Genomic DNA, 13480 nt, shown 5'->3' with positions numbered 1-13480 from the left:
GGTGACCCTAGATTTAGGCAACACTTCAACTTTCACGTGTTGTCTCCGGAGCATTGATGTATTTCACAACGATCAAACCGCACGTCATGTCGGCGTCGGCGCAGACCAATCTGTCCTTCCTGGAAGATCTCGTCCGCGCTGCCCGCTCCCGGTTCGCCGCGCTTGTGGACAAACTCACTGAATTGCAAGCTAGGCCGTTATCGAAGATGCCGGCCGAGCGGACGTCACATGACAACAATCCGGGCAGCCGTGCACACGGTTTGGCGGCCGCGACCGAGGATCTGATCGCGATCGTCACCGTGATGGATCGGATGGCCGGCGAGCTCCTGCTGGAATCGAAGCAATTATGGGCGTCCGTCGGATATGTCTCTGGTAACGTCCACAAGATCAGCTTCGGGCGATGGCGATTGCTCGGTAGCCGGAAGCGGGACGATCTGTTCGCCGTCGCGGTCGACGAGAGGCTCAGGCGGATGCCTCGCTTGGTGATCTCGCTGCTGGAGGTTGCTACCATATTGGAGGAAGCGGTTGCAGACCTGCATCCAGTCAAGACCGGCGAAGGGGCTGGCAACAGGTAGCGACATCCCCGCCGATCACTGCGACGTCGTGTCAGGCTTGCATGCGCGTTCGACCGAACGCGCATGCTTAGAGTGTCGCGGGAGCGCCGCCCAAATGGCGGTCGCCCCGCAACTCCGGACTTCATTCGCCCGCTCCGACAATGATGGAAACCGGCCCTTGCTCCTTCGAGAGGGCTCGGTAGATCAATCCGCCGACGCTGGCACCGATGAGCCATCCCCAGTCGCCGACGTTGAAGATCAGTCCATAGGCACCGAACAGGGACAATCCGATGGACAGCGTGCCGGATAGGGCGAGGGCGATCAGCGCATTGCGATTCCAGCCTCCGTCATAGTTGAACGCGCCGCTCCGCGACATCGTGTAGAGGTCCTCGACTGTCACGATCTGCTTTTTCACGAGATAGTAGTCGGCGATCATGATGCCGAACATCGGTCCGAGCGCGGAGCCGAAGATGCTGACGAACAGCGTGATGGCGGACGGGCTTGCCACGAACAGCCACGGGCACACCAGCACCGACAGGATCGACGTGATGAGGCCCCCCAATCTGAAATTGATTCGCTGGGGATTGAGGTTGGAGATGTCGTAAGCCGGCGAAACGAAATTGGCGACGATGTTGATGCCCATCGTCGCGACGATGAAGGTGATCGATCCGACGATGACGACGAACGGATTGCCGATCTTCTCTACAATCAGCACGGGATCCATGATCGCCTCCCCGAACACCTTCAGCGTACCGGCCGTCACGATCACCGTGATGATCGAGAAGACCAGGAAGTTGACGGGCAGGCCGAGGAGGTTGCCCATCTTCATGGCCTGTTCATTCTTGCCGAACCGGGCGAAGTCACCAAAATTGAGCAGAAGCGCCGAGAAGTAGGCCACGATCAGCATTGCGGCATTCGCCATCACGCCAATCGTGGCGGCGTTGGAAGCTGCCGGCGGGCTCAGCTGGAGAGACAGGCTCGAGAAACCGGCCTGCCATAGCATCCAGATCGCCAGCGCGAACATGACGACGTACACCACCGGCCCGCAGAAATCGATGAAGCGGCGGATGCGCTCCATGCCGCTCAGGAAGATGAGAAGCTGGAACAACCACATGAAGAGGAAGCTGAACCACGCGAGCGTAGACAGGCCGACGATGTTGTTGTGGGTGAGATCGGCGGCCGACGGCACCAGGGTGACGATCAGGACCTGCACGGCCTTCGAGGCGAAATAGGTTTGCACGCCGTACCAGACAATTCCAACGACGCCCCGCACCATGGCGGCAAGATTGGCGCCCATCACCCCGAATGAGATGCGAGCAACGACCGGGAACGGAATGCCGTAGCGCAGCGACGGGCGTCCGATCAGGTTCATCAGGAAGTAAACCGCCGTGATGCCGACCAACATGGAGATCAGCACCTGCCAGCCGGTCAGGCCGAGGAAGAACAGGCTCGCAGCGAACGTGTAGCCGCCGACGGAGTGGACGTCCGACATCCACATCGCGAACAGGCTGAATACACCCCAGGTGCGCCCCTCAGGCGCGGTTGGAGCAAGGTCGTGATTGTAAAGCTTCGGATGGGCGCCGGTGATCATCAGCGTGGGAACGTCGCCGCTCTTGGATGACATGTCCTCTACCTCGCATTTGCTGGCGCAGGTGCAACTGCCCTCGTCGGAAGCCGCAGTCCCTGCTGTTGATGCCCGCGCTTTGCGGACGATCGGATCGAAGCAAGCGATATGCCATCTCTATAACGATAGATAAAAAATAGTTTTACGATCGATAAAAGTATTTTACAAACACGAATTTGTGATTTGATGGCCGGACTCTGGCGCAATCGTTGCCAGCAACCGGAGATTGAGTTGCAGGACCAGCCGCGATAGCCGAGCAGGTTGAAGCGAGTCTGGTTTGGTGAAAGCGAGGAAGCGCCCGGAAAAAGCGGCGCCCGAACAATAGGCTAGGCGCCAGACTTGGGCGGGGCTCGCTTCGCGAGGACGGTCCGGTCCGCCGGCTTGTTGCTGCCTTCAAGGCCGAGACCGCCGAGGACGAGCTGGACGATCGTCGCCTTGGCCGCGGCGTAGTCAGCCTCTTCGAGCTGTCTCTTGCCCTTCATGATGATCATCTGGCTGGAATAATCAGCATAAGCCTGGGTCATCGCCCAGATGCAGAAGAAAAGATCGACAGCGCTGATCTGCCGAATCGCCCCGCTCGCTGCCCATTGTTCCATCGTCTCGACTTTGGCGAGCAGCAAGGGGGTCGAGACCTTCTCAATGAAGGTGCCAATGAATTGCGCGCCGCTGATGATTTCGTTGGCATAGATGCGCGACAGATGAGGATGATCTCGCGAGAAATCGATCTTCTTGTGAATATAGCGAACGAGGATGGTCTCGATGTCGGAAGTCATGTCGAGACTGTCCATGTCTCGTGCCCACATGTTCATCGCGCGCTCCAGCACTGCGCGATACAGGTCCTCCTTGTCCTCGAAATAGTAGTAGATGTGGGGTTTTGCGATAGACGCCTTCTTGGCGATCAGCGCCGTTGTCGCTCCCCGGAAGCCGAAATGCCCAAAAACGAACTCCGCGGCATCGAGGATTTTTCCTTCGATGTCAGGTCCTGGCGCCGCCTTGCGGCCGCCTTTTGGCGCGCGGCGGATGCGGAAAAGCTTGAGCTTGTCGACGGATGCGGCAGCCATAGAGCCTCATTGGAAGCTTCGCCTCCGCGAGGGAAGGCTGAGGGAGAGTCTTGTTCGGATTGAGATTTGGCGATTCCGCGCGCAAAGTGCCCTTCCTATCTAGCATTTTCAAGCGATTAGGGCGGACCATTGGGAATGAAGTGTTTTTCGAAGACAAGAGGTTGCGCTTCTGGGGTACCAGAGAAAACACGAACAAGGGGCATCGGGCCAGAACGAGATGTTTTGATGGATGGAAGCGAGAGTTCAAGTGTTTCAATCGGTTAGATAGCCGGTGTGCACGAGGCCCGAGATCAACAAAGGTCCGCCGTCATGCCGTAGACGTCTAGACCACACTTAAGCCGGCAATCAGCATGTCAGTGTGACGGGCTCGGGAAAGCCAAGTATTCCGCAACCTATAAGTCGGCGCTCTGACCCGCCGCTTGAGAGATGATGGCCGCCGGCTTACTCAAAGCCGACGGCGTCGTGGTCGGCAGTGTGGTCGAAATTACCCCGGGCATGTCGAAGCACGTCCCGCGCACTGCGCCGACACGATCCGGTAAGGGGGAGGCCGGCGGGCGGTAAGTCCAGCAACCGAACTTCAAGCTGCGCCGAAGCCTGCTCAGGCCGAGATCGCCTTGGCCGATCCGACCTTGCCGCGCAGAACGAACTTCTGGATCTTGCCGGTAGACGTTTTCGGCAATTCGCCGAACACGACGGCCTTCGGCGACTTGAACCCCGGTAGGTGCTCGCGGCAGTAGCCGAGGATGTCGGCTTCGGTGGCCGTCGTGCCCGGCTTCAGTTCGACGAAGGCGCAAGGTACCTCGCCCCACTTTGGATCCGGCTTGGCGACCACGGCAGCGAATAGCACCGCCGGATGCTTGTAGAGCACGTCCTCGACTTCGACCGAGGAGATATTCTCACCGCCGGAAATAATGATGTCCTTGGAGCGGTCCTTGATGATGACATAGCCGTCTTCGTCGACGACGCCGAGGTCGCCGGTATGAAACCAGCCACCGGCGAAGGCATCGCGCGTGGCGTTTGCGTTCCTGAGGTAGCCCTTCATCACGATATTGCCGCGAAACATAACCTCGCCGATGGTCTCGCCGTCACGCGGCACCGGCTGCATGGTTTCGGGATCGATGACAGTGACGGCCTCTTGCAGCGGGTAGGGCACGCCCTGGCGGCGGGTGAGCTGCGCGCGGCCGTCAGCCGAAAGGTCGTCCCAGCCAGGCTGGGCCGCGCAGAACGCCGCCGGGCCGTAGACCTCAGTCAGGCCATACACATGAGTGAGTTTGATGCCGATGCTCTCGGCACCAGCGAGGACGGCGACCGGCGGGGCTGCGCCGGCGATTAAGCCGTGGACGGATCTGGCCGCGTTGCCACGGGCCGCGCCCGGAGCATTGATGAGCGCGTTGTAGACAATCGGCGCGCCACTCATGTGCGTGACGCCGTGTTCGGCGATCAGGTCGAAGATCTTGGCGGGGTCGACCCTGCGCAGGCAGACGTTGATGCCGGCGGTAACCGCGATGGTCCAGGGAAAACACCAGCCGTTGCAATGGAACATCGGCAGCGTCCACAGATAGATCGGGTGCCTGCCCAGATTGGCTGCCAGCACGTTGCTGACTGCGTTGAGATAGGCGCCGCGGTGATGGGTGACGACACCCTTGGGGTTCCCCGTCGTGCCAGATGTGTAGCTGAGCGCGATGGCATTCCACTCGTCTTCGGGATAGCGAGGCACGAACTGCGGATTGCCCTGGACGATTGCCGTTTCATATTCCACCTCGCCGATCCGCTTGCCGCCATCTAGCGCCATATCATCGACGTCGAAGATTAGCGGCTTCGGCTCGGTCATCAGTGTGGTCGCCTCCGCGATCAGGTCGGAGAATTCGGGGTCGACGAAGACAATCCTAGCGCTGCCGTGGTCTAACTGAAAGGCGATTGAAGCAGCATCGAGCCTCAGGTTTAGTGTGTTAAGCACCGCTCCTGCCATCGGCACCGCAAAGTGAAGCTCATGCATGGCCGGAACGTTTGGGAGCATGGCAGCGACGGTATCGCCCTCTTTGATGCCAAGCGCGGCAAGATAGGACGCTAGCCTCCGACACCGATCGTAAGTCTCGGCCCACGTGAATCTGCGGTCTTCATAAATAACGCTCGTGAGATGCGGATACACGGCGGCCGTGCGCGCGAGGAAACTCAGCGGCGTCAGCGGCTGGAAATTGGCCGGGTTCTTGTCCAGGTCGATATTGTATGGGTTGAACATGCCGTCTCCAGTTCCTTGGACATGTGGCCGACACCGATCGGGCGCAGTCCTATCATCGCGGTGGCATCTGTAGAATCGGTCAATTGACGTATTGTCGAATGACGGTGTGCGGATGACACTTGGTCAAACCCGTCAGCGAGCAAGCAGAGTTCATTCAAACGACTTGCTCAATTGGTATGCTTGAGCGCGGATACGGTCGGGCGCTGCGATCACCTGCGTCTATTCGGCCACGCAAGGAGCTAGCTTATGGACACCGTCACCGTCTCGTCGTCTTGCACATGCGCCCCGGAAATGGGCGGCGCGGATGCCGTGAAGCATCCTCTTGATCCCTTGACGGCCGCTGAAATCGGCGCGGTGATCCGGATCGTTCGCGATGATCTCCAGTACGGCGCCGATTTTCTCTTCGAGACGATCGAACTGTTCGAGCCTGAGAAATCACTCGTCCGTCAGCACAAGCGGGGAGATCCCATAAAAAGGGCGGCGCGGGTCAATCTCTTCAAGGTCAGAGAAGACGGCATTTGGCGTCTGACGGTCTCGCTGACCGAGGGCAGGGTCCTCACATCGAAGTATCTGCGAACCGCCAAGCCGATGATCCAGCTCGAGCAGTTCACGGCCATCGAAGATGCCGTGCGCGCAGCTCCCGAGTTCATTGCGGCTTGCCAGAAGCGCGGCATCGAGGATATGTCGCTTGTCTGCATCGATCCGTGGTCGGCGGGCAATTTTGACATTCCCGGAGAGGACGGCCGCTATCTCGCGCACGTCTTCGCCTGGCTGCGTCTGCGGGAGAACGACAATCTCTATGCGCATCCCATTGGCGGCCTGAATGCCGTGGTCGACATCAAGACCTACGAGATCATCCGCGTTGACGACCACGAGATCATTCCGATTGCTAAGGCGGAGGTGAATTACGAGGCGGAATTCATCAAAAATCCGCGTACGCCCTACAAGCCGCTCAATATCGTTCAGCCCGAAGGAGTTTCGTTCAAGCTCGATGGGCATCGGCTGGAGTGGGATCGCTGGTCGGTACTCGTCGGTTTCAATTCGCGCGAAGGTCTGACCCTTCATGACATCAGCTACGACGGGCGGCCGATCGCGCACCGCGCGTCGCTGGTGGAGATGGTCGTACCGTACGGCACCACAGACAAGGGGCATTTCCGGAAGAATGTCTTCGACATCGGCGAGTACGGCATCGGCAAGCTCGCCAATTCGCTGAAGCTCGGCTGCGACTGTCTCGGCGCCATCGCCTATCTTGACGCACATCTCGCGACGATGGATGGCAATGTGGTCACCATCGAAAACGCCATCTGCATCCATGAGGAGGATGCCGGCCTGCTATGGAAGCATTGGGACTTCCGCTCCAACAAGGTCGAGTCGCGGCGTGCCCGCAGGCTTGTCATCTCCTGCATCGCGACGGTCGCCAATTACGAATATGGCCTGTTCTGGTACTTCCACACGGACGGCTCGATCCAGTTTGAGCTCAAGGCCACCGGCATCATCAACACGGCCGCGTGTCATCCGGGCCAGCCCGGCAAATACGGCAAGGAAGTCGCCCCCGGCGTCGTGGGCCACATTCACCAGCACATCTTCTGCGCGCGGTTGGACATGAATGTCGATGGCGACGACAACAGCGTCGTTGAGCTCAACACCGAGGCCGATCGTTGGGGACCCGACAATGCCTACGGCAACGGCTTCTACGAGGAGGAAACGGTTCTGAAGACAGAGCTGGGCGGTTGCCGCCAAGCGAACCCGGCGACGCATCGGGCCTGGAAGGTTATCAATCCCGGCCGCAAGAACTGGGTCGGCACGCCGACGAGCTACAAGCTCGAGGCAAGTCATCCGGTGACGCCGTTCATCCATCCGGAATCGCCGTCGGGCAGGCGGTCGACCTTCATCAAGAACCAGCTCTGGGTCACCGCCTTCGATCCCGAAGAGCGCTATCCGGCTGGCGAACACATGAACCACTCGGACGGAACGGGAGGTGTCTCCGATTTCATCAAGAAGAACCGGAATATCGAAAACACGGATATCGTCCTCTGGCACGTCTTCGGCCTTCACCATCAAGTCCGTCCTGAGGACTTTCCGGTTCAACCCTGCATCTTCACCGGCTTCAAGCTAATGCCGAGCGGATTTTTTGACCGCAATCCCGGCATCGATCTCGCGCCGGACAGCAACGCCGCAAGCTGTCATGCGCAGGCCGCCGAATAGGGCACGGTTCGTTCCGCATTGGTCGCATCGCAGCCCATCCGCCCGGAACCGTCGGCCGGTCGGCTCCCGTCCATTGGAGGGGCAGCGTGCGCGGGGTCGAGGGCCGTTGTGGCCGTCGCTTTTGCGATCTTGGTGAGCTCCGCCGCGCGCGTCCTTCCCGCGCTGCTGGCCGTCCCCATCCAGCAGGACTTGGGCTTGCAAATCTCCGACGTCGCCTGGCCGATCACGATCGGCATCGCCATCTCTGCATCCGCGTCGCCGCTCGCGGCGCGTAGTGTCGAACGATGGGGAGTTCGATCGCCGCTCGTCGTTAGCCTCGTTCTCCTCGCGGTATCGCTTGCATCGACGACGTTCGCCACGTCGCCCGGACACCTCGTTCTGGCCTGGGGTCTTGGACTTGGCTGCAGTGGATCCTTCAGTGCATCCATCCTGGGCGCGATAGTCGGCAGTCGTAGCAGCGCGGCGCATTGCGGCACGCGCTTTGGCCTCCTGACGTCGATGCAATTCGTTGGATCAGCGGCAGGACTGCTGCTCGCATCGCGCGCGGTCGAGGCACTCGGCTGGCGCATCGCGTTACATGCCGCTGCAGTCGTCGTACTGGCCATGGCCTTCGTGGTCGTCATCCTTATTCCGGCGTCTGTTCAGGAACTTACGCCGCAGCAGTCGGCATCCAGCCGGCATGCGCCGTCGTGTTCGGCGGGGCGGGCGTGGCGGTTCTTGGCGCTGGCTGCGATTTTCTGCATCTGCGGCGCGTCGACTTCCGGCTTGATCGACAGCCAGCTCGGCATCCTCTGCATGGGCGCGGGTCTCGGCCTCTCGTCGAGCGCCGACGTGATGGCCATCGTCCTGCTCGGGGGCGCGATCGGAACTGTGGCGAGCGGGTGTCTCGCGGATCGTTATCCCGCACCCATGCTGCTGGCGGTCTACTTTGTCGCCCGCGCGCTCGTCCTGCTTTGGCTGCCTTTCACCGGCCTCAGCGTTGTTGAGTTGGCGCGGTTCGGCGCATTCTACGGCCTCGATGCGGCGGTGACGTTTTCTGCGCTCGTGAGGCTGATGGCCCGCAAATCTCGGCGGCCGCTGCATCGGCGCGGCAATGGGCTGGATGATGGCGGCGCACGTGGCAGGAGCCACCATCGCTTCCGCCGGCGTCGTGGCTCTCGGCCTCGCAGGCTATGCGATCGGGTTCGCGAGCGTTGGCCTTACTTGCCTCGTGGCCGCAGGGCTTGTGGTGTTGCTTAAGGATCCGCCCTCAAGTGAAGAGCCATCCGACTGAAGCGGTCGCGAAGTCGGTCAATGGCCGGCAAGCTTCCGAGACCGTCGGGACGGGCTCTCCGCCAGCAGAAGTCCCTCGGATACCGCCAGTGCTGCGAGCCGCGTGCGCGAGTCACAGCCCATCTTTGCGAGGATGTGCTCGATGTGTGTGGAGACCGTGCGGGGCGACACGAAGAGTTGCTCGGCGATGTTGGGATTTGAAGCGCCGCTTGTGACGAGGTGCAGGATCTGAATCTCCCGGAGGGAGAGATTGTACGGCCAGCGAATACATTCTTCGGTGATCAGCAGGATATTGCCGCGGCAGGGCGTGATCGTAACCTGGTGGCAGCGGCCGGCATCGTCCGGCCAGATGAAACGTTGCGGTTTCAATGACTTCGCTTTCTCCAGCACGACTCGACGAAGCTCTCCGTGTTCCCCGAGATGCGGCCCCGGACTGCGGTTGGGTAGGTGGAATGCGAAGCCGTTCGGAGAGACGGCGAGTGCATACGAGCCTGGCGCCAGCTCGTCGGCCAGAAGCTGTGGCGTCCTGAGCTGATCGCAGATGTTCAGCAGAATCGGGCGGAAGCGCTCCGTCATCTCGCGGTGCTCGTCCTTTGCGTGCGCTTCTTTGGACCAGCTCATGTGGATTGCCCCGATGTAGCGGCCATCCGCGACGCGCAAGCACATCGTCGAGCCTTCCTTGAATCCATCCGGGATCAGGTATTCCTGAGCGGTGAACGTGTCCGGCAGATAAAGATTCCAGTTGCGCTTGAAGTCTCGCCAGCGCATCGAGTGCGTGTCCTTCTCGCGCGCGATGGCGTAGGCCGGGCACGAGTTAGGGAATCCGTCGAGCACGTAGGACATTGTTCTGTCCGTGTACCCGTCGGCGGCCAGAGTGCGATGGGTTCGGGATATCGGATCCATCGCGACCAGGGCAATTGCCTCACTCTTCACGAACTCGCGTAATAGACGGGTTACCTGCGTTGCCTGATCGACGATCTGGTCATTCAGGGCTGCCGCCGGTGTGTCGAGCCGCACGGTAGCTGACATCATATGGTCGATCGTTGCCGATTTCACGGTGAGCCTCCAACTCGTGAAAGATCTTGCCGACGGTTCGTGATCGAATCTTCTTCTTGGCCGCTAACGATCCGTTAGCCCGGCGGGATTGCGAGACCTCCGCGGCCTAAGAGCAAGAGCCGCGCCAACCAATGCGAGGTACCACATCACTATGGCGGCCATTCGTTCCTTCTGATCGCGACCGTCCTGGATCGAAGTCAGATACGGAGCTGAGAGCTGCAATTGCATGTTAGAGGCGGTCACTCCTTTAGTCAAAGCAGTGTCACACCTCGCCTCGTTCAGGGCCAGCAATTCTGACGCAAAAGGCCTGCAGCGCCGTCGACTGATGAAAATTTGGGCTTGGCTTGCTGCGCAGGTTGTCACCCCGAGCCCTTTTCGCGCCCGCAGCGTAGTTCTGGATCACTTCTGGCATCTCCAGAGCGGCTCCAAAATCGGTCAGCTGACGTATTGCTGAAAGTCGCCGACAAACCGAAGCTTCGGTTGCGCGGTTCGACCGTATTTCACCATCTCCGGTCATCCGGATGCAGGTAGAGGACCGCGATCATCCGGCGGATCGCATAGATACGCCGTCTTCATTCACACGAAATCCGGCCGGTCTCGGTTGCGATGCCGAGAACCCGCGTGCGATTGCAGGAGGTCGCTCAGATGGTTTTGAGACTCACCAGACGTTCAGTGACCGCGGGCATCGGAGCGGCTGTAGCGGCGCCATTTGTTGGACGGTCCGCGTTTGCAGCACAGCCGATCGTTCTCGGCATTCCCTACTGTCAGACGGCGGCTGCGGGGGTTGCGGATCATCAGGACTTTCTGAACGGCACGACGCTCGCGATGGAGGAGATCAATGCCGCAGGCGGCGTCCTCGGCAGGCCACTGAAGCTGTTCACAACGGACATGAACGTTCTTTCGCCTGAATCCTCCAAGCAGGCGCTTGCCGCCTGCGTGGACGCCAAGGTCGACGCGATCTCCTTTGCTTTTACCCTCGTCCCGTTGCCGGCGATGGACGCGACCGTGAAGTACAAATGTCCCTACATCAACGGCAACGCGCAACGCGGCGGCACGTCTGCTGTCAAAGCGCAGCCGGATAAATACAGCCACATCTTCCAGTTCTGCCCATCCGAAGTGAACTACGGATGGAACTACGCGCTCTGGCTTGAGGACGAAGAGCAGCGGGGCGTCTGGAAGCCTAAGAATCGCAAGGTTCATATCATTCAGGAGCAGATCGGTTATTGCCAAACGATTTCGCGTGCGGCCCAGGAAGCGATCAAGCGGCGCGGCAAGTTCGAAGTCGCCCGGATCACCGATATCCAGTATCCCGTGCAGGACTGGGCGCCGGTTATTCGCGAGATGAAGGAAGTTGATGCCGCCGCGATCATGGTGGACCATTGGGTGGCTGCTGAATACGCCGCTTTTTGCAAGCAGTTCATGGCAAGCCCGGTGCGCGACTCGCTCGTTTATCTCCAGTACGGCCCGTCCCAACCGGAATTCCTCGAGCTGGCCGGGTCGGCGGCGAACGGCTTCGTCTGGGGCACCACGATGGGCATCTACGGTGACGAGAGGGGGCTCGCCTACAGGCAGAAGTACAAGAAGCGTTTCCCAGGCATTGCGGGGCTCGCCTATACCGGCATTGCCTACGATCAGACCTACTACCTCAAGAAGGCCTGGGAAGCTGTCGGCGATCCCCGAAAGTTCAGCGAGGTCTGCGACTGGATCCGGGCCAACCCGCAGCGCGGCGTTTGCGGCTACGTCGATATGGGCAACCCATATCAGGAGGCGCTCCATTTTCCCGACAATGGTGGCGACGAATTGCAGGCGCAAAAGCTCGAGGCCGGCGTCGCGCAGCTCTATGTCCAGATCCAGGGTGGCGAGCACAAGATCGTCTACCCGGGTCCGGTCTCGGAAACGAAGCTGATCTCTGCGCCGTGGTGGAGCTGATGCTCAGACAAATCTCCCGAAACGGTGCGGCTGATCAGGGCGGAAAGCCCGTCCTGTTCTCATGCAGCGGCATCTCGCTCGATCTCGGAGGTCGCGAGATCCTCCGCGATATCAACTTGCAGGTTGAAGCCGGGGAAGTACTGGGCATCATCGGACCGAACGGCGCGGGCAAGACCAGCCTGTTTGAAATCCTGTCCGGGCGGATGCCTCCGAAGAGCGGCACGGTGTGGTTCAAGGGCGAGAATGTTACGGGCTTGCCGTTGTATTCCCGCTCGCGCCTGGGGATCGGCCGCACATTCCAGACGCCGGTCGTTCCTGACGAGTTGACCGTCGGCGAGACATTCAAGGCGGCGCGCCAGGCCCATCGGCCATTCCTCACCAAATTCGATGCCGAATATGGCGCCGACCTCGTCGGCCTGAAGATCAGCGAAGACACGTCGGCGACGCAGCTTGAGACCTTCAACCGGCGCAAGTTGCTGCTGGCTTGCCTGCTGATGCGCCGGCCGTCGTTGCTGCTACTGGATGAGCCGGCTGCGGGGCTGATCAATTCGGAGGTCGACGAGATCGACAAGTTGCTGCGCACCCTCGCCAAGGAAATGAACATCGCGATCCTGATCGTCGAGCACCGCATCGAGCTCCTCGCGACGATCGCCGACCGCATTGTGGTGATGGATGCCGGGGAGGTCATCTCCGAGGGGCTGATGGACGAGGTCATGGCGGATCCGAAGGTCCACGCGGCTTACTTCGAGGATTTCAGCGAAGAGGCCGAGGGATGAATATCTCCGTAAGCAACCATTTGCCGGGTACTCCGGCGCGTCAGCCACAGCGCGAGGTCCTAAACGTCAAAGGATTGTCCGCCGGTTATGGGCCGGTTCGGGTCATCCACGATCTCGATCTCGTCGTTCAGTGTGGGGAGCGGATCGGCATCGTCGGCCTGAATGGCCACGGCAAGTCGACTTTGTTCTATGCAATCGCCGGACTCACGGGCTGGCAGCGCGGCTCGATCAAGCTGAACGGCGGGGAGGTCGGTCGCATGCGGAGCCAGGGCCCGGGGCGCTACACCCACGAGATCGTGCGCGCGGGATTGGCGTTGATTCCACAAGGCGACGAGATCTTCCACGGCTTGACGGTCGAGGAACATCTCGATTCCGGGGCCTACACCGCGGCGGCCTGGCGCGATCGCGCCGCGCGCAAGCTCCGCATCCTGGAGATCTTTCCACCGTTGCGGAAGCTGATGGACGTACCCGTGGGGCGCCTGTCGGGCGGTGAACGTCGCATGGTGTCTATTGGCCGCGGCCTGATGACCGATGCGTCGCTCTTCCTCGTAGACGAGCCATCGCTAGGGCTAGCGCCCAAGATCGGCAAGAGCGTGATCAACGCGTTGATGGCCGTCGAGCTCGGAAATGCCGCCATGATCATTGCGGAGCAGAACGTTGCCCTGCTCGAGGGACGGGTCGATCGCGTTATCGGCATGCATGTCGGCAAGCTCAAGGGTGAGGCCTCGGCGGCCCTCGCGTTGAACGTTTATCGAAAGGCTTAA

Annotated in this window: 10 protein-coding genes; 6 read left to right on the top strand and 4 right to left on the bottom strand. The window is 60.5% G+C overall.

From position 1 onward, the window contains the following. Positions 1 to 56 precede the first annotated feature (56 nt). Positions 57 to 575 (top strand): hypothetical protein, encoded by a 519-nt coding sequence (locus tag E4K65_RS10550; RefSeq protein WP_135174088.1) that lies wholly within the window; start codon positions 57 to 59, stop codon positions 573 to 575. Between the two features lie 121 nt (positions 576 to 696). Here the strand turns inward: E4K65_RS10550 and E4K65_RS10545 are convergent, their stop codons facing one another. The 3 genes from E4K65_RS10545 to E4K65_RS10535 all read right to left on the bottom strand — a co-directional run bounded on the left by E4K65_RS10545 (position 697) and on the right by E4K65_RS10535 (position 5478). Further along, complete coding sequence (locus tag E4K65_RS10545) at positions 697 to 2178, bottom strand: NCS1 family nucleobase:cation symporter-1 (protein WP_135174087.1); 1482 nt, start codon at positions 2176 to 2178, stop codon at positions 697 to 699. 326 nt (positions 2179 to 2504) lie between these two features. Beyond that, positions 2505 to 3239, bottom strand: coding sequence for a TetR/AcrR family transcriptional regulator (locus E4K65_RS10540; RefSeq protein ID WP_135174086.1), 735 nt, complete (start codon positions 3237 to 3239; stop codon positions 2505 to 2507). A 598-nt stretch (positions 3240 to 3837) separates the two neighbouring features. Next, positions 3838 to 5478 carry an acyl-CoA synthetase gene (locus E4K65_RS10535; RefSeq protein ID WP_135174085.1) on the bottom strand — a complete coding sequence of 547 codons (1641 nt, stop codon included), beginning with the start codon at positions 5476 to 5478 and terminating at the stop codon, positions 3838 to 3840. 246 nt (positions 5479 to 5724) lie between these two features. On the opposite strand from E4K65_RS10535, the gene E4K65_RS10530 reads away from it, so the two are divergent. Next, a complete protein-coding gene (locus E4K65_RS10530; protein WP_135174084.1) occupies positions 5725 to 7683 on the top strand; it encodes a primary-amine oxidase in 1959 nt (652 codons plus the stop codon). A 108-nt stretch (positions 7684 to 7791) separates the two neighbouring features. After that, on the top strand, positions 7792 to 8922 hold the full coding sequence (locus E4K65_RS10525; protein ID WP_167770703.1) for an MFS transporter: 1131 nt from the start codon (positions 7792 to 7794) through the stop codon (positions 8920 to 8922). Between the two features lie 51 nt (positions 8923 to 8973). Here the strand turns inward: E4K65_RS10525 and E4K65_RS10520 are convergent, their stop codons facing one another. Next, positions 8974 to 10011: a helix-turn-helix transcriptional regulator gene (locus E4K65_RS10520; protein WP_135174082.1), complete on the bottom strand. Its 1038-nt coding sequence runs from the start codon at positions 10009 to 10011 to the stop codon at positions 8974 to 8976. A gap of 672 nt (positions 10012 to 10683) precedes the next feature. On the opposite strand from E4K65_RS10520, the gene E4K65_RS10515 reads away from it, so the two are divergent. From E4K65_RS10515 to E4K65_RS10505, 3 genes are read left to right on the top strand one after another with little or no spacing between them, the layout of a single operon-like run. Beyond that, positions 10684 to 11940, top strand: coding sequence for an ABC transporter substrate-binding protein (locus E4K65_RS10515; RefSeq protein WP_235885566.1), 1257 nt, complete (start codon positions 10684 to 10686; stop codon positions 11938 to 11940). Further along, the gene (locus tag E4K65_RS10510) at positions 11928 to 12716 is read left to right on the top strand and encodes an ABC transporter ATP-binding protein (protein ID WP_235885564.1); all 789 of its coding nucleotides are present in this window, start codon (positions 11928 to 11930) and stop codon (positions 12714 to 12716) included. The genes E4K65_RS10515 and E4K65_RS10510 overlap by 13 nt, the downstream gene beginning before the upstream one ends. Beyond that, complete coding sequence (locus E4K65_RS10505; protein WP_135174081.1) at positions 12713 to 13480, top strand: ABC transporter ATP-binding protein; 768 nt, start codon at positions 12713 to 12715, stop codon at positions 13478 to 13480. Before E4K65_RS10510 ends, E4K65_RS10505 begins: the two co-directional genes overlap by 4 nt.

Source organism: Bradyrhizobium niftali, assembly GCF_004571025.1.
Lineage (GTDB): Bacteria > Pseudomonadota > Alphaproteobacteria > Rhizobiales > Xanthobacteraceae > Bradyrhizobium > Bradyrhizobium niftali.
This window is presented reverse-complemented; position numbering and strand designations above follow the sequence as displayed.

What these genes read in the sequence shown, in the direction of transcription:
- E4K65_RS10550 (WP_135174088.1), top strand. Translation starts at nt 57, where the DNA reads ATGTATTTCACAACGATCAAACCGCACGTCATGTCGGCGTCGGCGCAG.
- E4K65_RS10545 (WP_135174087.1), bottom strand. Translation starts at nt 2,178, where the DNA reads ATGTCATCCAAGAGCGGCGACGTTCCCACGCTGATGATCACCGGCGCC.
- E4K65_RS10540 (WP_135174086.1), bottom strand. Translation starts at nt 3,239, where the DNA reads ATGGCTGCCGCATCCGTCGACAAGCTCAAGCTTTTCCGCATCCGCCGC.
- E4K65_RS10535 (WP_135174085.1), bottom strand. Translation starts at nt 5,478, where the DNA reads ATGTTCAACCCATACAATATCGACCTGGACAAGAACCCGGCCAATTTC.
- E4K65_RS10530 (WP_135174084.1), top strand. Translation starts at nt 5,725, where the DNA reads ATGGACACCGTCACCGTCTCGTCGTCTTGCACATGCGCCCCGGAAATG.
- E4K65_RS10505 (WP_135174081.1), top strand. Translation starts at nt 12,713, where the DNA reads ATGAATATCTCCGTAAGCAACCATTTGCCGGGTACTCCGGCGCGTCAG.